At 56.1% G+C, this 22,640-nt stretch carries 18 protein-coding genes and 1 tRNA gene; 4 read left to right on the forward strand and 15 right to left on the reverse strand.

Features of this window, described 5'->3' with window-relative positions; all coding sequences use genetic code 11:
• Positions 1–33 precede the first annotated feature (33 nt).
• From ACN28Q_RS09620 to nnr, 10 genes are all read right to left on the reverse strand, one after another.
• Positions 34–234: a DUF2065 domain-containing protein gene (locus ACN28Q_RS09620; protein ID WP_095846146.1), complete on the reverse strand. Its 201-nt coding sequence runs from the start codon at positions 232–234 to the stop codon at positions 34–36.
• A 60-nt stretch (positions 235–294) separates the two neighbouring features.
• A complete protein-coding gene (gene hflC, locus ACN28Q_RS09625) occupies positions 295–1,299 on the reverse strand; it encodes a protease modulator HflC (RefSeq protein WP_095846147.1) in 1,005 nt (334 codons plus the stop codon).
• Positions 1,300–1,302: 3 nt separating this feature from the next.
• A complete protein-coding gene (hflK, locus tag ACN28Q_RS09630) occupies positions 1,303–2,571 on the reverse strand; it encodes an FtsH protease activity modulator HflK (RefSeq protein WP_095846148.1) in 1,269 nt (422 codons plus the stop codon).
• A 56-nt stretch (positions 2,572–2,627) separates the two neighbouring features.
• A complete protein-coding gene (gene hflX / locus ACN28Q_RS09635; RefSeq protein ID WP_095846149.1) occupies positions 2,628–3,908 on the reverse strand; it encodes a ribosome rescue GTPase HflX in 1,281 nt (426 codons plus the stop codon).
• Between the two features lie 101 nt (positions 3,909–4,009).
• A complete protein-coding gene (gene hfq / locus ACN28Q_RS09640) occupies positions 4,010–4,318 on the reverse strand; it encodes an RNA chaperone Hfq (RefSeq protein WP_004955988.1) in 309 nt (102 codons plus the stop codon).
• A 115-nt stretch (positions 4,319–4,433) separates the two neighbouring features.
• On the reverse strand, positions 4,434–5,375 hold the full coding sequence (miaA, locus tag ACN28Q_RS09645) for a tRNA (adenosine(37)-N6)-dimethylallyltransferase MiaA (protein WP_095846150.1): 942 nt from the start codon (positions 5,373–5,375) through the stop codon (positions 4,434–4,436).
• The gene (gene mutL, locus ACN28Q_RS09650) at positions 5,368–7,242 is read right to left on the reverse strand and encodes a DNA mismatch repair endonuclease MutL (RefSeq protein WP_095846151.1); all 1,875 of its coding nucleotides are present in this window, start codon (positions 7,240–7,242) and stop codon (positions 5,368–5,370) included. The genes miaA and mutL overlap by 8 nt, the downstream gene beginning before the upstream one ends.
• Positions 7,243–7,262: 20 nt before the next feature.
• Positions 7,263–9,062: an N-acetylmuramoyl-L-alanine amidase AmiB gene (gene amiB / locus ACN28Q_RS09655; protein WP_095846152.1), complete on the reverse strand. Its 1,800-nt coding sequence runs from the start codon at positions 9,060–9,062 to the stop codon at positions 7,263–7,265.
• A 7-nt stretch (positions 9,063–9,069) separates the two neighbouring features.
• Complete coding sequence (tsaE, locus tag ACN28Q_RS09660) at positions 9,070–9,540, reverse strand: tRNA (adenosine(37)-N6)-threonylcarbamoyltransferase complex ATPase subunit type 1 TsaE (RefSeq protein ID WP_095846153.1); 471 nt, start codon at positions 9,538–9,540, stop codon at positions 9,070–9,072.
• Positions 9,537–11,063: a bifunctional ADP-dependent NAD(P)H-hydrate dehydratase/NAD(P)H-hydrate epimerase gene (gene nnr / locus ACN28Q_RS09665; protein ID WP_095846154.1), complete on the reverse strand. Its 1,527-nt coding sequence runs from the start codon at positions 11,061–11,063 to the stop codon at positions 9,537–9,539. The genes tsaE and nnr overlap by 4 nt, the downstream gene beginning before the upstream one ends.
• Here nnr and queG point away from each other — a divergent pair.
• A complete protein-coding gene (queG, locus tag ACN28Q_RS09670) occupies positions 11,062–12,201 on the forward strand; it encodes a tRNA epoxyqueuosine(34) reductase QueG (protein ID WP_095846155.1) in 1,140 nt (379 codons plus the stop codon). The two genes, nnr and queG, sit on opposite strands and share 2 nt — an antisense overlap.
• Positions 12,202–12,510: 309 nt before the next feature.
• Here the strand turns inward: queG and ACN28Q_RS09675 are convergent.
• Positions 12,511–12,586, reverse strand: a tRNA-Gly gene (locus tag ACN28Q_RS09675).
• A gap of 299 nt (positions 12,587–12,885) precedes the next feature.
• Positions 12,886–14,034, reverse strand: coding sequence for an integrase core domain-containing protein (locus ACN28Q_RS09680; RefSeq protein ID WP_095845103.1), 1,149 nt, complete (start codon positions 14,032–14,034; stop codon positions 12,886–12,888).
• Positions 14,035–14,662: 628 nt separating this feature from the next.
• Here ACN28Q_RS09680 and feoA point away from each other — a divergent pair.
• The 3 genes from feoA to ACN28Q_RS09695 all read left to right on the forward strand — a co-directional run bounded on the left by feoA (position 14,663) and on the right by ACN28Q_RS09695 (position 17,530).
• The gene (feoA, locus tag ACN28Q_RS09685; RefSeq protein ID WP_095846156.1) at positions 14,663–14,887 is read left to right on the forward strand and encodes a ferrous iron transporter A; all 225 of its coding nucleotides are present in this window, start codon (positions 14,663–14,665) and stop codon (positions 14,885–14,887) included.
• Between the two features lie 85 nt (positions 14,888–14,972).
• Complete coding sequence (feoB, locus tag ACN28Q_RS09690; RefSeq protein WP_095846157.1) at positions 14,973–17,291, forward strand: Fe(2+) transporter permease subunit FeoB; 2,319 nt, start codon at positions 14,973–14,975, stop codon at positions 17,289–17,291.
• The gene (locus ACN28Q_RS09695; RefSeq protein ID WP_095846158.1) at positions 17,291–17,530 is read left to right on the forward strand and encodes a FeoC-like transcriptional regulator; all 240 of its coding nucleotides are present in this window, start codon (positions 17,291–17,293) and stop codon (positions 17,528–17,530) included. The genes feoB and ACN28Q_RS09695 overlap by 1 nt, the downstream gene beginning before the upstream one ends.
• A 115-nt stretch (positions 17,531–17,645) precedes the next feature.
• On the opposite strand, the gene ACN28Q_RS09700 is transcribed toward ACN28Q_RS09695, so the two are convergent.
• From ACN28Q_RS09700 to ACN28Q_RS09710, 3 genes are read right to left on the reverse strand one after another with little or no spacing between them, the layout of a single operon-like run.
• Complete coding sequence (locus tag ACN28Q_RS09700; protein ID WP_095846159.1) at positions 17,646–18,845, reverse strand: HlyD family type I secretion periplasmic adaptor subunit; 1,200 nt, start codon at positions 18,843–18,845, stop codon at positions 17,646–17,648.
• Positions 18,842–21,052, reverse strand: a complete 2,211-nt coding sequence (locus ACN28Q_RS09705) for a type I secretion system permease/ATPase (RefSeq protein ID WP_230469518.1) — start codon at positions 21,050–21,052, stop codon at positions 18,842–18,844. The genes ACN28Q_RS09700 and ACN28Q_RS09705 overlap by 4 nt, the downstream gene beginning before the upstream one ends.
• Positions 21,053–21,082: 30 nt before the next feature.
• A complete protein-coding gene (locus ACN28Q_RS09710) occupies positions 21,083–22,525 on the reverse strand; it encodes a TolC family protein (RefSeq protein ID WP_230469517.1) in 1,443 nt (480 codons plus the stop codon).
• Positions 22,526–22,640: the final 115 nt, after the last annotated feature.

Consider the following 22,640-nt stretch of genomic DNA (forward strand, 5'->3'; position numbering starts at 1 on the left):
TAGCATACGATTGCATATTTTTTGGGCTAGACTTCAGCCACCGAGGCGTACGCTCAACATATAGTAGATCACACAGCCCGCAACCACTATTCCACCGCCAAAACGCCGCAAGGTGGCGTCCGGCAATTGCGTCAGCGCCGAAATCATTTTGCGCCAGGCGCGTGGGAACAACATCGGCCCCAGCCCTTCCAGTATCAGCACCAAGCCCAGCGCCAGCCAAATCGTTGGATTCATGCATCCCCCAAAAAAAGAAAAGGCCCGCATCAAACGGGCCCTTGATTGCCTGGTTGCCGGTTAGCGCCGTGTAGAATCAGGCGACTTCATATAGCGGAAGAAATCGCTATCCGGGCTCAGCACCATAACGTCCTGGTTGCCCTTGAAGCTGGTTTCATAAGCACGCAGGCTACGGATAAAGGCGTAGAAGTCCGGATCCTCGCTGAACGCATTAGCGAACAGCTTGGCGGCTTCCGCATCGCCATCACCACGGGTGATACGCGCCTGGCGTTCCGCTTCTGCCAGCGTGCGGGAAACTTCATAGTCTGCGCTAGCGCGCAGCTTCTCGGCTTCTTCCTGGCCCTGTGAACGCAGGCGGCGAGCAACGGCTTCACGCTCTGCACGCATACGTTGATAGATAGCATCAGACACTTCTACCGGCAGGTTGATCTGCTTGATACGCACATCGATCACTTCAATACCCAACGCCGCCATGCTGTTCGGGTTCACCTGCGGCTGTTTGCCGGTGGTTTCCCGCTCAACGCGCGCCGCAGCGGAGGCGATAGCGTCATCGGCTTCGGTGGTCGCCACTTCTTCACCTTCGCCCACGGTACCGGTATTCAACGCCTCACGCACATCGGACATCAGCTTGCCACGGGAGTCGGTCACGATATCGCGCACGTCCAGGCGGCCGATTTCAGAACGCAGACGGTCACTGAATTTACGCTTAAGCAGCACTTCAGCCTGCGAAACGTCACCGCCGCCGGTGGCCAGGTAATAGCGGCTAAAATCGCTGATACGCCATTTCAGGTAAGAATCGACGATCAGATCTTTCTTCTCGCTGGTGACGAAGCGATCGGCCTGGTTGTCCATGGTCTGAATGCGCGCATCCAGGTTTTTCACGGATTCAATGAATGGGATCTTGAAGTGCAGACCCGGTTCATACACCAGCGGTTTGTTTTCGCCATCACGCAGCACCTTGCCAAAGCGCAGCACGATACCGCGCTGGCCTTCCTGCACCACAAACAGTGAGGCATACAGCGCCACCAGCACCACGATCAGGATTACGATAAAAGACTTACGCATTGATTATTCTCTCCCTACGCGAATGGTGTCGTCACGTTGCGCATTCGCGCGGCGCTGATCCATGATCGAGCCGCTGCTGGTGCTGCTACGTTGGCTGCCCGCGTTGGTGTTGCTGCTGGACGGCGCCGACGGGTTGAGACGAATCATGCTGGTGTCTTTGTTTGCGCCGTCTGCCGGCGCACCGGCCTGGCCGCGCAGCATTTGATCCAGCGGTAATACCATCAGATTGTTGCCTTTGTCATTGACCAACACCTTGCGGGTCTGGCTCAGGACTTTTTCCATGGTTTCGATGTACAAGCGCTCACGGGTAATTTCCGGCGCAGACTTGTACTCCGGCAGCAGCTTGGCAAAGCGCGCTACCTCACCCTGGGCTTCCAGGATGGTACGATCCTTATACGCCTTGGAATCTTCCAGCAGGCGCTGGGCCTGGCCGTTGGCGCGCGGCTGGACTTCGTTGGCATAGGCTTCCGCCTCACGGATGTATTGCTGCTCGTTTTCACGCGCGGCGATCGCATCGTCGAAGGACGCTTTAACCTCTTCCGGCGGCCGCGCAGCCTGGAAGTTGACGTCCAGCAGCGTGATGCCCATGTTGTAAGGACGAACCGTCTCTTCCAGCATGCGTTGGGTATCGTTACGCACCACGGTACGGCCTTCCGTCAAAATGCGATCCATGGAGTATTTGCCGATCACGCCACGCAGGGCGCTGTCGGTAGCCTGGCTCAGGCTGTCATCGGCATTGACGACGCTGAACAAGTACGCTTCCGGATTGGTGACGCGATACTGCACGTTCATTTCCACACGCACCACGTTCTCATCAGAAGTGAGCATCACCCCGGATGCCGCCAGTTCACGCACAGATTCAACGTTGACCGGGCGCACTTCATCAATGAACGTCGGCTTCCAGTTCAGGCCCGGCTGCACCAGGTGGCTGAATTTACCGAAGCGAGTGACAACACCACGTTCAGCTTCCTTGATGGTGTAGAAACCGCTGGCGGCCCAAATCACCACGACCACAACCGCAGCGATACCGAAGATCCGGCCGCTGAAGTTCGAACCGCCGGAACCCGTGCCGCCGCTGTTATTGCTGCCAGTGCCTTTCCCGCCCCCCAGGCTGCTCAGTTTTTTGCTGAGCTTGCGGAAAATGTCGTCCAGATCCGGAGGGCCCTGATCGCGCCCGCCTTTATTGTTACCGCCAGAGTTGCCGCCGTTATTATTGCTGCTCCCCCACGGGTCGCGGTCCTGTCCGTTATTACCGGGCTGATTCCACGCCATGTTTTAGCTCCATATTCTATGATTGGGTACTTCAGGCTAAATGTAACAGGATATGATCATACGATAAAGCTAATCAGAGCCTGTTCCTGCTTACAGAGGCGGCGCCACTCGACAATGGGCATACGCACCATCATGCCAATGCTGCCATCCTCTTCGTTCCATTCGTCTTCAATGGCCTGAAGCTGATAGAAACGGCTACGAAGACGGCCTGCCTCTGGAGGTAAACGCAGCTTGTAATGCGCAATCTCCCCCGATAAGCGCTCCGTCAACGCCTGAAACAGCAACGGAATTCCTTCTCCACTGGCGGCGGACAGCCACACACGGACCGGGACATTTTCATCGTTGCGGTCGATACGCGGCACAAAGTCGTCCAGCATATCTATTTTGTTCATCACTAACAGTGTAGGGATTTCATCCGCTTCTATCTCTGCCAACACGGTATTTACCGCGTCAATATTCTCGTCAACGCGAGGATCTGCGGCGTCGATCACATGTAACAGCAAAGATGCCTGCCGCGTTTCCTGCAGCGTCGCTTTGAAGGCGGCGACCAGATCGTGCGGCAGATGCCGGATAAAGCCTACGGTATCCGCCAGGACGGTATCGCCGACGTCTGCGACGGAAATACGGCGCAGGGTGGGATCCAGCGTGGCAAATAGCTGATCCGCCGCATAGACCTCGGCAGACGTAATTCGGTTAAACAGGGTGGATTTGCCGGCGTTGGTGTAGCCCACCAGCGATACGGTCGGCACATCAGCCCGGGTACGTGAGCGGCGACCTTGTTCCCGCTGTTTCTCGACGCGCTCCAGGCGCTTGAGGATCAGGCTGATACGATCGCGCAGCAAACGGCGGTCAGTTTCCAACTGGGTTTCACCAGGCCCACGCAGCCCTATCCCGCCCTTTTGGCGCTCAAGGTGCGTCCAACCACGCACCAGACGCGTTGCGATATGGCGCAGCTGTGCCAGCTCTACCTGCAGCTTACCTTCATGGGTACGGGCCCGCTGGGCAAAGATGTCTAAAATCAATCCGGTGCGATCAATAACCCGGCATTCGCACAGGCGTTCGAGGTTCCTCTCCTGCGCCGGAGAAAGGGAGTGATCAAACAGGACAACAGATGCGCCACTGGCCTTTACCGCATCCGCAATTTCTTCGGCCTTTCCTTCACCTACAAAGTATTTAGGATGTGGCGCTTTGCGGCTACCTGTAACCACTTGCAAAGCTTCAACACCCGCAGAGGAAACCAGCGATTCGAACTCACTGAGATCTTCTGTATCTTTGTCTTGCGAGAAATAGATATGAACCAGTACGGCCTGCTCACCGGCTTCATAACGGTCAAACAAGCGTGCAACCTCTCAAACGGATATAAACCGTTGTTGCGGGGGACATAAACAGAACTCTGCTGCCTATGCTCCCCGACATCGTCAACAAACCGCGACGCGCTTTACTCAGCGTCATCGCTTTCCTGCTGCGGCTGTTGCGGCGCAGACGGGTTGTTGCCATGGTGATAATTACTGGTGCCGCCACTTGGGTTGTTGCTGTGGTGCGAAACCGGACGAGACGGAACAACGGTAGAGATAGCGTGCTTATAAACCATCTGACTTACCGTGTTCTTCAACAGGATGACAAACTGGTCAAAAGACTCAATCTGGCCTTGCAGCTTAATGCCATTCACCAAATAAATAGAAACCGGAACACGTTCACGACGCAATGCGTTCAGGAACGGATCTTGCAAAGATTGCCCCTTAGCCATTCTATCTTTTCCTTATTTGCTTGTTGTTTGTAACTAAGAACCTGTCGGCTCTAAAATAAACGACCTAAAAAAATTTGCGCGCTGAATACTCATCAATTGTACACATTCACCCAACCTATGCACTAACAACCTGTATGACCGAGTCCAGAGCCGCCTGCGGCGCTTCGCTATCCAACCAGTGGACAGACTCCCAACCCCGTAACCAGGTCATTTGGCGCTTGGCCAACTGACGTGTTGCGCAAATACCACGATAAACCATCTCATCGTAACCAATCTCGCCAGACAAATATGCCCATATCTGGCGGTAACCGACACAGCGAATGGAAGGCAAATCCGTATGCAAATCTCCCCGTGCGAAAAGCGCACGCGCCTCCGTTTCAAAACCTGCCGCCAACATTTGATGGAACCGCAGCGCGATGCGCTCATGAAGCAGCGCCCGGCTGGCCGGTGCTATCGCAAACTGGTGAACATGATACGGCAACGATTCACCCGAAATTTTAGTCATTTCCGTTAGAGTTTTACCTGAAATAAAAAAAACTTCCAGTGCTCTTGACAGTCTCTGCGGATCATTCGGATGAATTCGCAGTGCTGCAACCGGATCAATGGCCTGCAACTGGCGATGCAACGCATCCCATCCAAGCGCCTGCGCCTGCTGCTCAATCCGCTCGCGCACTTGCGGATCGGCCGGCGGCAGCGGCGATAAACCGTCCAATAATGCTTTGAAGTACAGCATGGTGCCGCCGACCAACAGCGGGATACGCCCTGATGCGCTGATCGAGGCCATCTCTTGCAAGGCGTCGGCGCGAAAATCAGCGGCGGAGTAAGCCTCTGCCGGATCGCGAATATCAATCAGCCGGTGCGGCGCCCGCGCCAGCTCTTCCCTGCTCGGTTTGGCGGTACCGATATCCATGCCGCGGTAAATCAACGCGGAATCCACGCTGATCAGTTCAACAGGCAGATGCTCACGCAACGCCATCGCCAGGGCCGTTTTGCCCGACGCTGTCGGCCCCATGATAAAAATCGCCGGGGGACGGTGTGTTATGTCAGTTTCAGTCATGCTCAAGGGCTGCCAGCGCAGCCTGTAAATCAACAGGTTGTAAAAGACCGCTCGGTGGTGATTTGACCAACTGCGGGCAAAGTCGTTCAACGTCGGCCAATAATTGTATCGCTTGAGACGTATTCCACTGCTCATGCTCGCTACCCAGGTGGCGGGCAAGCCAGCCAGAAAGCGCGGCGGGCGATATCTCTTCAGATTTGGCCAGATAGCCTAACAGTTCCGGTATCAGTTTTTGTAAATTTTGTTGGCGTAACGGTAAAGGTACCGCGCGCAGCGTCACACGCCCGTGTTCGGATTGCAGATCCAGCCCCATGGTCACCAGCAGTTGCTGATGGCGCGCGCATGCCGCCGCTTCCTCTTTATGCAGCGCCAGCTTGAGCGGAATCAACAACGGCTGCGGTTTCAGCCCTTCGGCCGACGGGTTAAGCTGTGCCTGCCGCAGCCAGCGCTCGGCAACCGGCAGGCTAAGCAACGCCAACCGCTGGCGCTGTTCCAACACGGCATAGCACGGCGGGTGAATCATCAGCACGCGGCCGAAACTGTGCAGGCTGCCGGCCAGCGCGGCGGCTGGCACCGGCGCCACGGGTGGGAACAACGGCTGCTTTGCCTGTGGTGGCGCAGGTTCAGCAGCAGCCTGCAGCAGCTTGCCGTACAGCTCCCCTTCGCGTTTTTGATAGCCGCCGCCGCTGGGGTAAGCCGGCTGCGGCGCACGCTCACGGGCGACGGGCGGTTTCGCTGCGGGCGAAGGCTCGCGGTGCGGCGCCGGCTGCGAGAAATGATTGCTCCCGGCGGCGACGCGGTTTTCCGGTTGCCAGACCGGCGCAGGCGATGCGCCGTCTTGCTGCGCCAACGGCAGTTGCGCCGTATCACCCGCCTGCTGCAAAACGGTAGTGACCGCCTGATAGATAAAATCATGCACCAGGCGCGCCTGATGGAAACGCACTTCGTGCTTGGCCGGATGCACATTCACATCAACCTGATGCGGATCCACCTCCAGATACAGCACATAGGCAGGCAGCTGTGCTTCCTGTAGTTGATCCTGATAAGCCTGGCGAATGGCGTGGTTGATCAGCCGATCGCGCATCATGCGGCCATTAACATAACTGTACTGCAACTCACCCAACTGGCGGGCGCCGCTGGGATCGGCCACCCAGCCGCGGATCGACAGCTCGCCGTGCTGCCAGGAAATCCGCAGCGCATGCTGCAAAAACGCGGCGCCGCAGATACTGCCCAAACGGCGCTCATGCTGGCTTTCATCCTTGGCCGCACGGTATTGGCGCATCAGTTTGCCATTATGGCTCAGGTTGATCGCCACATCGAAGCGCGCCAGCGCAATGCGCCGCACCACTTCATCAATGTGGCCAAACTCGGTTTTCTCCGTGCGCATAAACTTGCGCCGCGCCGGGGTGTTGTAGAACAAATCCAGCACTTCAACCGTGCTGCCCTGCGGGTGCGCCGCCGGTTTCACCGTCACGGACTGATCGCGCCCTTCCGCATAAGCCTGCCAAGCCTCTTGCTGATCTTCAGTGCGCGACGTCAACGTCAGCCGGGCAACAGAACTGATACTGGCCAGCGCCTCGCCGCGGAACCCCAGGCTGACAATCGCTTCCAGATCGTCCAGTGAACTGATCTTGCTGGTTGCGTGGCGCGCCAGCGCCAGCGTCAGATCGGCCTTGCCGATGCCGCAGCCGTTATCGCGGATGCGGATCAGCTTGGCGCCGCCGCGCTCAATATCAATATCGATACGCGTAGCACCGGCATCCAGGCTGTTTTCCACCAGTTCCTTGACCACCGACGCCGGCCGTTCAACCACTTCACCGGCGGCAATTTGGTTGGCAAGCTGTGGTGGCAGCACCTGGATCGGCATACGGGCTCCTTCGGTTAGCGCTAGGCTTGTGGGATGGTCAGCGTGCGATCGAGCGGCGCCACATCGGATTTCAGCCGGTTGGCGCTTTTCAGTTCGCTGACGCTGACACCATAATGCGCGGCAATAGACGATAGCGTATCACCGCTCACAACTTTATGCCTGGTCGCTTTTGGCGCCCGGGCTTTTGCCGGCGCCGCCTTCGCCACGCTGGCGGCGGCATGCCCGGCCGGCACTTTCAGCCGTTGGCCCACCCACACGCCGTCTTTTTTCAGCGTGTTCAGATCGCGCAGGGCCGCCATGCTGGTGCCGTAACGCTCGGCGATACCGGACAGGGTTTCAGCCCGCTGCACCACGTGAATCTGGGTCTTGCCGCTGTAACCTTCGCGTGGTTCGCTGGCCGCCGGTGCCGCAACAGGCTCGGGCTGGCTGACCGTAGTGATCGGGTTGCTAACCGCCGCTGAAGCCTCCAGCGGGCGGTTTTCCTCCTTTGGGTCGGCTTGTAGCGGGTGTGTCAGGAAGTAATTGCGCAGGCCGCGATAAATCGCCTGGGCTATTTTTTCCTGATACGCGCTACTGCCAAGCAGCCGCTCCTCCGAAGGATTACTGATAAAGCCGGTTTCCACCAGCAGGGAAGGAATATCCGGTGAGCGCAATACCCCCAGGCTGGCGGGCTGCGGGCGGCTCTTATGCAGCAGGCCGATGGTCTGCATTTCGCGCAGCACCTTGACCGCCACGTCATAACCAACGCGCTGCGAGTGGCCGAACTGCAAATCCAGCACCGCCTGGCTCAGGTACGGATCCGCCTGGCTGTTCGCCAGCAGATCGCCCGCGCCGCCGAGCAGTTCCGATTGTTTTTCATGTTGCTCTAGCCAGTTGGCCATTTCGCTGTTGGCGCGCCGGTTGTTCAGCACCCATACGGAGGCACCGGTGGCGTTTTTGTTGGGCGCCGAGTCCGCATGGATGGAAACCAGCACGTTGGCCCCCTGCTTACGCGCAACGTCTGAACGCCCCATAACCGAAATAAAATAGTCACCGTTGCGCGTCAAGACCGGTTTAAAGCGCGGATCGTCATCCAGCAGCGCTTGCAGGCGGCGGGCAACGGCAATGGTCACACTTTTTTCCTGCAGGCCGTTGGGCCCGATGGCGCCGGGATCTTGCCCGCCGTGGCCGGCATCGATCGCCACCACCACGCGGTTACCGGAACCGGCTGAAACCCGGCTGCTGCGCGGCGTACTGGATGTGGCAACGCCAGCAACCACCGGTTTATTCTTAAAGGGGTTGCTGCCGCTTGGCGCTTTCTGTGCCGGCCTGACCGGCTCACTCACCACCGGGGCAGGCGTTGGCGTTGGCGCAGGCGTGAACACCGGGGCCGGGGCTGGCGCCTGGCGAACCACGCGGGTAGCGGGCGCGTTGCCTTCAGCCACAATGGTAAACACCACGGTATAAACATCACCATTCTGGCGCGTGACCGCTCGGGTTTTAGCGCGCGCGGTCAGATCAAACACCAGCCTGACGCTTTGCGCATCTTTCGGCTGGCTTGAGCGGATGCTTTTCACCAGGTTTTGGCCGCTAAAATTCAGCGGCAGGCCGCTGACCTTGCCGCTCTGATTCACGTCCAGCACCACCCGATCCGGGCCATGCAACGGGAAAAAGGCATAAGCGGGCGGCCCGTTAAAGCTGACCGACACCGTCGCCTCACGCTTGGCGTTAGTGACATGAATATCTGATAACGAGGACGCCGCCTGCGCAGCCACAACGCTCAACGGCCCCAGCACAACAAGCAGGGCAATGGCGAATAATCTTCTTAACCCATACATCATTGCGGCATCATCCCTGTTTATTATGAATTCGGTCTAACAACTGGTGACCATAGGCAGAAAGCGCTTCAAGCTGTGCCTGGCGACCGGCGTCGACATAGTGCAGGTGTAATGCAAGATCGGGCGCCGGTAATACGCCTGCGCCCTGCTGCGGCCATTCCACCAGACAAATCGCATCCTGTGCGAAATAATCACGGATCCCCATAAACTCCAGCTCCTCTGGATCGGCCAGGCGGTACAAATCGAAGTGATATACCGCAAAAGGGGTGAGCGCGTAAGGCTCCACCAAGGTGTAGGTCGGGCTTTTAACATTGCCCTGGTGCCCTAACGCCTGCAGGAAACCACGGCTGAACGTGGTTTTACCGGCACCCAAATCACCATAAAGATAAATCACGCTGGCGCGATCGCATGCGTTGGCCAACGCGGCCCCAAGTGCGACAGTTGCTGCCTCATCCGGCAAAGGTAGAACGAGTTCTTTCATTCGATAATATCTGTTATCAACTCGGGATTAACGTAGTGAGGGATCTGCAGCAGCAAATCGGTTGCCAGTAGCCCCCTCGTTCCTTGTCTGCCAGCCACGCAATCGGCGGCAGCGCCGTGCACAACACAACCTGCGCGAGCGGCATCATACAGCGGAATCTTCTGCGCCAGCAAACCGCTGATAATACCGGACAACACATCGCCCATGCCGCCAGACGCCATGCCGGCGTTGCCGACGTCAGCGATGGACATGGCGCCGTACTCATCGGCAATCAGCGTACCGGCACCCTTCAACAGCGCCACGCCGCCATACTGTTCCACCAGGCGTTGCACCGAAAGTAAGCGATCACTCTCAATGTCGGCGATGCTGCAGCCCAAGAGCCTTGCCGCTTCGCCAGGGTGCGGTGTTATCACGCGATTCTGCCGCTTCTCAGGATTTAATGCCAGTAAGTTCAGCGCATCCGCATCCCACAACGCAGGTTTATCGCTGGATTGCACGATTTTCAGTGCATTCTTACCCCATGCCCCCTGGCCCAGGCCTGGCCCGATCGCCACAACGTCCGCCCATGCTACCGCCTGCTGCAGCGAATCATCCGTTAACCGCTGCACCATCAGCTCCGGGCGCGCCGTTAACAGCGGCGCCACATGCTCAATGTGAGTAAGCACTCGCACCAAGCCGGCGCCACTTCGCAACGCGGCTTCTGCCGCCATGCGTATCGCCCCGCCAAAGCCGAGATCGCCGCCGACAAGCAACAAACGGCCATGCTCACCCTTGTGGGAACAGGGGCGGCGCGGGTGGAGCCAGCGGGTTAAATCCCGAGCGGTGATACGCTGGATTGCCGCCGGTTGTTGCGCCAGCCAGGCCGTTAACCCCAGCGAACCGTAATGAAGTTGCCCAACCCAATCGCGGGCCTGCCCGGTAAGCAACCCCGGCTTGAGGGCAATAAAGGTGATGGTATGGGCCGCGCGGATCACCGCCCCCGGCGCCGCGCCGCTTTCCGCCAGCAGGCCAGAGGGAATATCCAGCGCCACCACCGGCGCCGAAGCCCGGTTGGCGGCCTCAATGAGGGCGTCATAAGGCGCGCGCGGCGCGGCCGCCAGGCCGGTGCCCAGCAAGCCGTCAATAATCAGATCGATATCGGCAGGCCACGGGCTGCCGGCGAGGTGGATCTCGCCGCCATCGGCCTGCCAGGCCTGGCGCGCCGAGGTGGCTTCCGGCGGTAAAGGGCGGCTGCCGTCGCAGGCGATCAGCGTCACCTTAATGCCGGCCGCGTCGGCAAGGCGCGCCACCACATAGCCGTCGCCGCCGTTGTTGCCGTGGCCGCACAGGATCAGCCAATGCCGGGCGGCCGGATAGGCATCGCGCGCCAGAGCATAGGCGGCCTGGCCGGCACGCTGCATCAGATCATAGAGGGTAATGCCCAGCCAGGCAGCCGCCTTGGGTTCCGCGCGCCGCAACCAGTCTGCTGGCCAGACAGAGTGTGGTAGACTGTTATCGTATGGTTTCTCATTGTGATTCGTCATGACCAATCCCCTTGATCTCAATCAACTCGCCCAACATATCAAGCAATGGGGGCAATCGCTAGGATTCCAGCAGGTTGGCATCTGCGATACCGATCTCAGCGCCGAAGAACCCAAATTGCAGGCGTGGCTGGACAAGCAGTATCACGGCGAGATGGAATGGATGGCGCGCCATGGCATGCTGCGTGCCCGCCCACATGAGCTGCTGCCCGGCACGCTGCGGGTGATCAGCGTGCGGATGAACTACCTGCCGGCCAAGGCGGCTTTCGCCAGCACCCTACGCAACCCCGAGCTGGGGTATGTCAGCCGCTACGCGCTTGGCCGCGACTATCACAAACTTTTGCGGCAGCGGCTGAAGAAGCTGGGTGAGCAGATCAAAGCCTACTGCGGTGAACTGAATTTCCGCCCCTTTGTGGATTCCGCACCGGTTATGGAGCGGGCTTTGGCCGCCAAATCCGGTATTGGATGGATTGGCAAGCACTCACTTATATTAAACCGTGAAGCCGGCTCTTGGTTCTTCCTCGGCGAGTTGCTGATCGATCTGCCGCTGCCTGTCGATCGGCCGCAGCAAGAGCAGTGCGGGCGCTGCGTCGCCTGTATCACCACCTGCCCAACCGGTGCCATCGTAGCCCCCTACACCGTCGATGCCCGGCGCTGCATCTCTTACCTGACCATTGAGTTAGAAGGCGTTATCCCGCTTGAGTTCCGCCCGTTACTGGGTAACCGGATCTATGGCTGTGATGACTGCCAGTTGATTTGCCCGTGGAACCGCTTTTCCCAGCTCACGGATGAGGATGACTTCAGCCCGCGCGCCGCGCTGCATGCTCCCGAATTGGTTGAGCTGTTCGGTTGGAGCGAAGAGAAGTTCCTGCGCATCACGGAAGGCTCCGCCATCCGGCGCATTGGCCACCTGCGCTGGCTGCGCAACATTGCGGTAGCGCTCGGCAATGCGCCCTATTTGGACAGCGCCGTTCTGGCCCTGCGCGCACGGCAAGGGGAAAGCGCCATGTTGGATGAGCATATCGCCTGGGCGTTGGAACAACAGTTGGCACGGCGTGCCGAACAGGGAATTGCCGTATTGACCACGCAGAAAAAACGCCTTATCCGCGCCGTTGAAAAAGGATTGCCGAGAGATGCCTGAAACGGGTTTTATCCCCCGGTATTCCCCCCGCTCGCTCAGCCTGTGGACTTGTGCATAAAAATAAAAATGCCTTGTCTTTCAACTGCAACAAAAAGAGCAAGCGATCGGCATAACGTTTTTCAATAAAAAAATATACATATTTATCAATAAATTACATATTTTTCTTTATTTGCTGCATGAGTCCAGGCCGGCCGCGGCATTCGCACAAGCTGTGGATAACTCTGTTCACAACATTTTTGAGGGATAAATAGAAAGGCGAAATAACCATCTTGGCTCTGTTAGCCAAATGGATTTTCTTTGGAGAGAAATTGGAGCGGGAAACGAGGCTCGAACTCGCGACCTCAACCTTGGCAAGGTTGCGCTCTACCAACTGAGCTATTCCCGCGTCGCATTGGGTGTAAAACCCGAAAAAACCGTTAATGCTATAACAGCACTACGTTGAAAGCGTAGTAAGGATTGTTGCTGCCATACATAACACACTGATAACAAACAACTTCCCTAGCCCCATCGTCTGGAGCGAGCGCAATTATGTACTGGCCGCTGCCTGATGGCAAGATCTTTATGCGATAAATCACGCCAAGCGCTCAAAGTTCAACCAGGCACCCGCACCAGGGCACTGCCCATGTATGAACCGGGCACATAGGTTACAGATCTGACCAGCCTCATAGGTAACGCATTTATTCTTTAATCAGCCCGGATTATACGATGGTTCTGTCTATCGTACCGGGCCAATACCAACTCCCCGAACCCTATTTCGTCCGTGTCATCGTCAACTTCTTTCATCCACACCCATTCATACCTGAGGGCCTCCGATAGGAAGATTCGTCGGCCGTTGAACCATAAATCACCTTTCACTTCCACACGCAGTAACTTCGCCCCCTTTGGTACCGGCATCTCCTTTTGTGCCCCAGTATAAATCCGGGGGGAAGGACACCAGACTGATTGGGGCGTTTTTCCTCCCAGAGCCTTATGTGGCCGAACTTCATTAAATTCTTTTCTCCATGTGTTTAGCCATGTCTGTTGTTCCTCCAGAGAGGCAAATTTATGACACTGTTTCATTCCCTCTTTCATTGTTCTGTGCATTCTTTCATGACGTCCATTCTCTGTCGGTTTCCCTGGGCGAATTCGCTCGGGAGTAACACCACATTTGATTAGCCAGATAGACATCTGGCTTAATCCCCACAGCCCGGCACCGGCAAAAGGTGGACCGTTATCGGTGCGTAGAACCTGGGGCAAACCACATTCGTGGAAGACTCGCTCGAGGCAGGGAATGACAAATTTCCCATCGGGTAAATACGTGGCATCACAGGCAAGTACCATTCTGCTGTAGTTATCCGTCAGTGTGAAAGGATGACACCAACGTCCGGTTGTATGGGTGAACTTGCCTTTGAAATCCGCGCTCCAGACATCATTTGGCTGGTTTATCTTATGGAGCACATAAGACCGTTTGGGTTTGTATTTCAATCGATTACGTTTTTTTGTCAGGCCATGGATCTTAAATATGCCCCCAATAGTACTGGCAGCGGGCACATCCGAAACATCCATATTCAAAAGTAATTGTCTTATCTTTTCCGGGCCCCATGTAGGGTGCTGCTGTTTCTTCTCAAGAAGCAATTCCACCGTTGGCAGCGGTATGGAAAGTTGATGATGGCGAGCTCGGGAATGGTCAGAAAGAGAGGAAATATCATCAGGAGAAAATCGGGACAGCCACTTATAGCCAGTTTTGCGACTAATGTTGAAACGGCGGCATAGCTCAGCGACAGAAGTATCGCCCTTCAGACAAGCGGTGACAAATTGCAAACGTTGCATGGTAACACTCTCAGGCCAAGGCACAGTAAACCTCCCTATCTCGTTAACTGTGCCAGTTATAACCTGTTACCCATGTGCCCGGTGTAAAGTGTTACCCATGTGCCCGGTTCATACACCCACCCTATGCTTTCCGCCTGGCCAATTACCGCAGAGAGCCGGAAGGGGATGAGGCCGTAACTGTTCAAGGCATATTTAGGGGCAATAAGCGCGCAATCAAAAAAAGCGTGCAATACGCACACACCTCATAATAATATCAACAAAAACTAAACCAACATCATTTATTTTATTGCTAATGAATAATCTTACCGCAGCAACGTTTAGCAGTATCCTTCAATAAATACCCCGGCACACAGCGCAAGCTCATGAATAATTATTTTACGCAGTAACAAATCACACCATATATTTTCCTGCATATAACAATGGGTTCACAACAAATGAGCCGCACTACCGGATATGACAATCCTTACATACAGTTACTAATACAGCGTTTTTTATGTTGCCGTTGATAATGATGCTCAATACCATTTAACCTAACGAGAATAAAAAGTGTTCTCTGTGGCTGCCTGGGCTATTTCATTTCACACGCAATCATTATTGCCGCCAGGCTTGAATAAAATATGCCATATGACGTATTAATCAGTTAAGGAAGAACATGATTATTGCAATTAACAAACCCTATAAAGTTATTGGGTTCACCAGCGAGATAAGCCCGGCCTATCGGCAAAAGTTATTGTCCCTCGGTATATTGCCGGGTTCATCCATTGAGATTGTACGTATTGCGCCACTGGGGGATCCGGTAGAAATTAAAGCACGCTCGGTCAACCTGGTATTACGCAAAAAAGATTTGGCGCTGCTGCAGCTGGACGATCGTTCGTAACGCCTTAAGCCGCCATAACGCTTTGTGCTCGTATGCAGCCCTCTCATGGCTGAACGACTGACTGAATGATGAAAGAATTTATCTAATGAAAGCACTGACAATCGGCCTTATTGGCAACCCCAACTCAGGCAAAACCACCCTGTTTAATCAGCTCACGGGCGCGCGCCAACGCGTCGGCAACTGGGCTGGCGTCACGGTAGAACGCAAAGAAGGCCATTTCACCACCCCAATGGCCGACATCACGCTTGTCGATCTCCCCGGCACCTATTCCCTGACCACCATTTCCGAACAAACCTCGCTTGATGAGCAGATCGCCTGCCACTACATCCTTAGCGGCAATGCCGATCTGCTGATTAACGTGGTTGACGCCGCTAATCTGGAGCGCAACCTCTACCTGACGCTGCAGTTGCTGGAGCTCGGCATCCCCTGCATTATCGCGCTCAATATGCTGGATATCGCCCACAGCCAGCACATTGAAATTGACGTTGCGGCGCTGTCTGAACGCTTGGGCTGCCCGGTCGTGCCCATGGTTTCTACCCGCGCCGACGGTATCGGGGTGCTCAAACAGATGATTGACACCCACCGCATCAACCAACTTAAAGCGTTGGTCAGCTACCCGGCGCCGCTGCTGAACGCCATCGACGAATTGAGCCAGGCCATGCCGCCGGCGCTGTCTTCCGGCCGCCGCCGTTGGCTGGCGCTGCAAATGCTGGAAGGCGATATCTACAGCCACGCGCTGGCCGGCCAGGCCACGGAACTGTTGCCCGCCATCCGCAAGGGGCTGCAACTGCAACAGCATGAAGATCCAGGCCTGATGATCGCCGATGCCCGCTATCGCTCGATTGCCGCCATCTGCGAAGTGGTCAGCAACCCGCGTGACGCAACGCCCAATCGCCTGACCGAAGCCCTGGATAAGGTGATCCTCAACCGCTGGCTGGGGATCCCCATCTTCCTGCTGGTGATGTACCTGATGTTCTTGTTAGCCATTAATATCGGCGGCGCGCTGCAGCCGATATTTGATACCGGCTCGGCCGCCCTGTTTATCCAGGGCACCCAGTGGCTGGGCTTCACCCTGCATTTCCCCGATTGGCTGACCCTGTTCCTGGCCCAGGGCATCGGCGGCGGTATCAATACCGTTCTGCCCCTGGTGCCGCAGATTGGCATGATGTATCTGTTTCTGTCGTTTCTGGAGGATTCCGGCTACATGGCGCGCGCCGCGTTCGTTATGGACCGGCTGATGCAGGCGCTCGGCCTGCCCGGCAAATCCTTTGTGCCATTGATCGTCGGCTTCGGCTGCAACGTGCCGGCGATCATGGGCACCCGTACCCTGGATGCGCCGCGTGAGCGCCTGCTCACTATCATGATGGCGCCGTTTATGTCCTGCGGCGCCAGGTTGGCTATTTTCGCCGTATTCGCCGCCGCCTTTTTCGGCCAGCACGGTGCCGGCGTGGTGTTCTCGCTTTACCTGCTCGGGATTATGGCCGCCATTCTCACCGGGCTGGTGCTGAAACATACCGTTATGCGCGGTGAAGCGACTCCGTTCGTGATGGAATTGCCGGTGTATCACGTGCCGTTGATGAAAAGCCTGCTGTTGCAAACCTGGCAACGCCTGAAAGGCTTTGTGCTGCGCGCGGGCAAGGTGATCGTTATCGCCTGCGTATTTATCGGCGGGCTGAACAGCTTCACCTTTAGCGGCAAACCGGCGGATAACATTAATGATTCAGCACTGGCCTCCGTCTCGCGGGTGTTGACCCCGCTGCTGCAACCGATGGGTGTGCAGCGTGACAACTGGCAGGCAACCGTAGGTCTGGTTACCGGCGCGATGGCGAAAGAGGTGGTAGTCGGGACGCTGAATACTTTGTACACCGCCGAACATCTGACGAATGAGCCTTTCGATCCCGCCAGCTTTAACCTGCTGGATGCCTTGGGCGGCGCGGTGGATGAAACCTGGCAGGGCCTGAAGAACACCTTTAGCCTGAGCGTGCTGGCCAACCCGATAGAAGCCAGTAAAGGTGACGGTGAGATGGAAGCCAGCTCGATGGGGACCATGAGCAGCAAATTCGGCAGCCCGATAGCCGCCTACAGCTACCTGATTTTTGTGCTGCTGTACGTTCCTTGCGTGTCGGTAATGGGGGCGATCGCCCGTGAGGCAAACCGCGGCTGGATGACGTTCTCCATTTTGTGGGGGCTGAACATCGCCTATTCGCTGGCGACCCTGTTCTACCAGACGGCGACCTTCCACCAGCACCCAACCTACAGCCTGACGGCCATCGCGGCGGTGATCATCGTGAACCTGCTGGTGTGGTTCGGCCTGCGCCGCGCGCGTAACCGGGTGACAGTGCACCTGGCGGCACCGGCAGCGGCTACCGGCTGTTGTGATAACCGCCAGCGGGCATGCCACTGATGGCAGGGTTGCTGCAAGTGCGCGATGCGCTGGCGCTGTATGGCAGCGCACAGGCCCGTCAGTTGAGTGAAAAGCTGGCGGAACCGTTGCCGCTGGTGCAAGCGATGCTGGATCAGCTCACCTTGCTGGGCAAAGCGGAGCGCATTACGCAAGCCCCCGACAGCTGCCTTCCGGGCAGTTGCCGGGGCTGCCCGGAGGGCCAGGCCTGCAAGACGGTGATTTATCGGCCGATCGCCTGATTCATCAGGGGCAATATTATGCGCCCCGATGATCCAGCGGCGCCACGCAGCCCAGAGTGTGAAGCCAGCATATCGGCGCCGGGGGAAGCACGCATTCCCCCTTGCCATGAATGCATTACCTTTCGCGTAACGCCTCTTTTGCGCGGTTCAGCGGTTTCAAAAGATAATCAATGATGGTCTTACTGCCGGTGTGGATCTCCGCCACGGCAATCATCCCAGGGTAAACCGGGAATTTTTTCCCTGCGGCATTCACTAAATAATCCATCTCGGTACGCACATAGACACGATAAAAATATTTGTCTCTGTGCACCTCATCCTGAATGGTATCTGGGGAGATAAAGGCGACCTTGCCTTCCAGCCCGCCGTAAATGTGGTAATCGTAGGCGGTGAGTTTAACCACCGCACGCTGGCCTGGCGTGATAAATGCCACATCGCGCGGAGCAATCTCTGCTTCAATCATCAATTGCTCATCCAACGGAACAATTTCCATCAGGTTACCGCGCGGCGGAACCACACCGCCGACCGTATTAATTTCGACATTTTTCACAATCCCGCGCACCGGCGCGATAATGGTGGTTCGCTTCAGGGAATCGGCGCGGCCGAAGATAATTGAACGCTGGGCCGCCACTTCGGCGTTCGCCTTCGCCAATTCCTCGCGGGCGCGCACCATATATTGGTTTTGCGTATCGTGGATTTTCGTCTCTAATTCATTCGCCTGGCGCTTCAGGCGCAGCACTTCCACATCGCTTGCCGCACCTTTCGCCACCAGAGAAGAAGTTAACCGTAGCTCACGGTTAACCAGAGCCAGCGCTTCACGCAGCCCGCTAAGGCTTTTTGCCAGGTTTTCTTTACGCGAGTGATAAAGCGCGGTTTCCGCCAGCGCGAGGTGTTCATCCTCAAAGACTTCAGATGGAAACTGCAGTTCACGGTTTTCCGTTTCCGCCTGTAGGCGGGCCACCGTCGCCAGTGCGGCTCGCAGGCGCGAGGTGCTTTCCTGTACGCCGGATTCGAGCTGGGTGGGATCCAACAACGCCAGCACCTGCCCCGCTTCAACCACATCCCCTTCATGCACCATCAACGCTTTCAGGATCCCCCCTTCCAGCGACTGCACAACCTGTTCATGTGAGCTGGGCACGACTTTGCCGATGCCAACGGTGACTTCATCCAATTCAAAGTTTGAAGCCCACAGGAATAGCGCCAGCAATAACAGTAGCACCGACCAAACAATTAACCCTCCCGATGAAAACAGGCTATTCAACGCGGTGCTACTGCGGCGTAACCACGGCAAAAACCGCGCAAGTGCAAAACGTCTCATAGCGGAGCCCCCTGCGCGGCCAGGTTCACTTTCCCTTGGCGGGGCGCGGCTGCCGGTTTTACCGGTGCAGGCATCAGCATTTCAGCCTTCGTGCCGTCACGAACAATTTTCCCATTATCGAGCAGAATGATCCTATCCACTAATTGCATCACCGCCGGGCGGTGGGTGGCGATAATCAGCGTACGGTTGCCCATCCAGGCACTCAGTTTTTCGATTAGGTGCTTTTCAACACCGTCATCTAACCAGGCCGTCGGCTCATCCAAGAGCAGCACGCTGGGCTGGCGTAATAGCGCCCGCGCCAACAGCAGTTGCTGTTTCTGCCCGCCGGACAGGCCTTTTCCCCCTTCTTGCAGCACATAATCGAGCCCTTCCGGCAGGTTACGGATAAAATCGATCGCGCCGCTGATCGCCAGCGCTTGCGCCAGCTCTTCTTCCGTCGCCAACGGCATGCCCATCAACAGGTTTTCACGCAGGGTGCCAAAAAACAGCGAAGACTGTTGCCCCACCAGGCCCACGTCGCGCCGGACATCCAACGGATCCTGGGCCGACAGGCGGATGCCATCAAGCAAAATAACCCCGTCATTGGGCTGTAGCAGGCCGGCCAGCATCTGCAATAGCGTCGATTTACCCGAGCCGTTCCGGCCCAGCAAGGCCACTTTTTCGCCTTGTTTAATGGTCAACTGCGGCAATGTTAGCACCGGCCTGGTGGCTGTGGGATCGTAACGGTAGCTGACTGCCGTAAGGCTGTAGTCGCCAAAGATTTTTGCCCGGTGCACCTGCACAACGCGCTCTGGCTGATCGACTTCGCACCGCAGCAGGTTTTCCAGCCCTTCACGCGCAACTTTCGCCTGTTGCCAACGCGACAAGATCATCGCCAGTTGGCCGAGCGGCGCCATCATGCGCGAAGAGAGCATCGAGCATGCAATCAGCACCCCGGTTGAGATCTCGCCCTCCATCGCCCAGAAAGCGCCAACCAGCACCACGCAGACATAGGTGAACGATTGGACTTCTCCGGTCCAGCTCATCAGCAAGCCGCTAATAAACCGTTGTTTTTTAGATGACTTACTGATGACCTCGTTCAGGTGGTTCCATTGATTTTGAAAGTAGGGTTCAGCACGCAGCAGTTTGATGTCATCCATGCCTTGAACAGACTCCACCAGCATCGCGTTGCGGACCGCAGATTCGCGCATGGTATCTCTCGATAGCCGCGCCAACGCGCGCTGGGCCAGCAGGCCGGGAATCACAATCAGCGGAATGGCCGCCAGCGGTACCAACACCAATCCACCGCCCAGCAACCAAAGAATAAACAGGAAAATCACCAAAAACGGGAGATCGGCCATGGCCGAAACGGTGGTGGAGGTGATCAGTTCACGTACCTGCTCCAATTCGCGAATTTGCGCAATGAACGATCCGGTCGATTTTGGCCGCAAATCATTACGAATGCGCAGCGCGTGGCCAAAAACCCGATCGGAAATGCGCAGATCGGCGCGTTTGCCGATGGTGTCTGAAATATGGGTGCGGGTAATGCGCATGATAAAAACAAAGGTCAGTGCGATCGCCACGCCACCGAACAGCACCCACAGCGACGGCTCAGATTGCGAAGGGATAATCCGATCGTAAACCTGCATAGTAAAAAGCATGGCCGACAGCGCCAGCACGTTTGAAATAAGTGAAGCAAACATGACGTTAACGTAGCCCGGCCACTCCTTCAGGATGGTTTGCCACAGCCAGTCTGCGCGGTAGGGTTTGATATAGTCGTCCACCCGGGCGTCCGGTATTGACGTTTCCGGCTTGACCAACAGCACGCGTTGAACATTTTCGCCAACCTCATCAGCGGTCAGCACTGTTTGCAGCTGCTTTTCGCCGTTGAGAACAACGGTGACCTTGCCGTCATCGCCACAGGTGGTGATCACTCCAACCCCGCGTTCGCCAAAATCGGCGATCAACGGCAGGCGCCAGGGATCCAACATACCGGGGTGAAAGCGCTCAAAGATCACCAGCAAACCGAGTTGGCGCGCCATGTTTTCAATCAGTAACTCCTGCGGCTGATGCTGTGAATGCCATTCGGCTTCACCGCGCACACGTTCGGGCGAGCCATCAAGGCGATAATGCTTCGCCACCAGCAATAACGCATCAAGCCAGGGAGCATAATGCATTTTATGGCCCGATGAGGCAGTTGCCTTACCGTTATTATCTTCTTTATCCATTACATTAACCTTCAGCAAGCTTCAATTATTCTACGGAGCAATACGTAACCCATGAATAATCTTGTTATTCAAATTAAAAACGTCCCTGGCCATACCGGATAACACAACATAGTTTAATTCAGAGGCCCACAAATCACAGGCGGCATTAATAAGATCAAGCTGAGCCCGGCTGATTTCCTGTTCGGCATTTAGCAGATCCAATGCATTGCGATTGCCTAACGACAAATATTGCTCACGATATAACGCACGGGTTTCGGTAATAGTTTCCATACGTTTTTTTAAAATTTTGATATTACGCTGCAAACCAAGGATATTATGGTAATAGCTGCGCTGCTGGTCGGTTAGTTGTATTTTCTTGCTGTCGATAGTCGTCCGCGCCGCTTCCAATGCTTTGGCACTGGCGTTTTCCTGCGCCACCAGGGCGCCGCCCTGATAAATCGAACTGTTTAACGACAGGTAGACATTGTTATATTGGCTGCGAGTTTGGTAGTCAGCGATATTGCCGACGTATTTGTTCGAACTTGCCTCAAGTGAAAGCGTTGGATAACGCTGCGCTTTATAACTACGTAATTCCGCCTTGGCAATCACTGCATCCGCCTGCGCTACCAACACCGTGGGGTTTTTATTCAGATCGACCCGTTCCCCCTCGCGCTGAATCAACGGCAACAGATCCTGCGGCGCAGACAGCTGCGCTTCCACCACCGACTGGCCAAGCAATGATTGCAACAGGAATCTTTCCTGCTGCAGTTTGATCTCCATTTCTTGCTGCTGAGCCTCTGCCGCTTCAACGCGCGCCTGCGCCTGCACGGGATCAATACGGGAGCTGGCCCCTGCCTGCGCACGCATTTGCGTTAATTTCAAAATATCACGTAGCGAAGCAACCTGGAGCCTGGCGTTTTCCACCAATTGCGCGTAGCGGTATACCTCGTTCAGCGCCAGAGCCGTCTGTTGAATAATACTGTCAACCTGCTCTAATACGCTGGCCTGTTGGCGCAGAAACTTTGCGCTAGCCAGATCCACCATGCTGCCGGTTTTGCCAAAGTCATACAGCATCTGTGATAGGCCAAGCGTTGCTATCTGGCCGGTGCCCTTATCTTCCTGGCGCCCAGAGGTGACCCCCGCAGAAATATTGGGAAGGTAGCCCGCATTAGCCGCTTCCACCCCAAAGCCGGTAGATTCCAGGGAGGCGACGCTGCTAATAATAGAAGGATGGCGATTAACCGCAACGTGAATAGCATCCAGCCAGTTAATCATGCGATCAGCTTGTTGGCTTTGTGGTGGCTTTCCTAACGGGCGCAATTCAATTTCCGCAGGAGAAACCTGTAATTTATCGGCCAGTTCATTACTGCCAGCCGGCATATTCTGTGGGGTTGGGATAGCTGAAAATACGCCCCAAAACCCACCCGGTGCTTCACTGTCATTCTGGTGTTTATCAGGCGAGGAGATTTTCTCGCCGGCAAATGAACATGGCATGCTAATAAAACACAGCACAGTAACTAATTTTCTTATCATGATGTTTTTAAAACAACCTGAATTATCTAATGGATATTTAAACCGCTTATAACAGTGGCAATAACAGGCTGGCACG

This window comes from Gibbsiella quercinecans (assembly GCF_002291425.1).
GTDB lineage: Bacteria > Pseudomonadota > Gammaproteobacteria > Enterobacterales > Enterobacteriaceae > Gibbsiella > Gibbsiella quercinecans.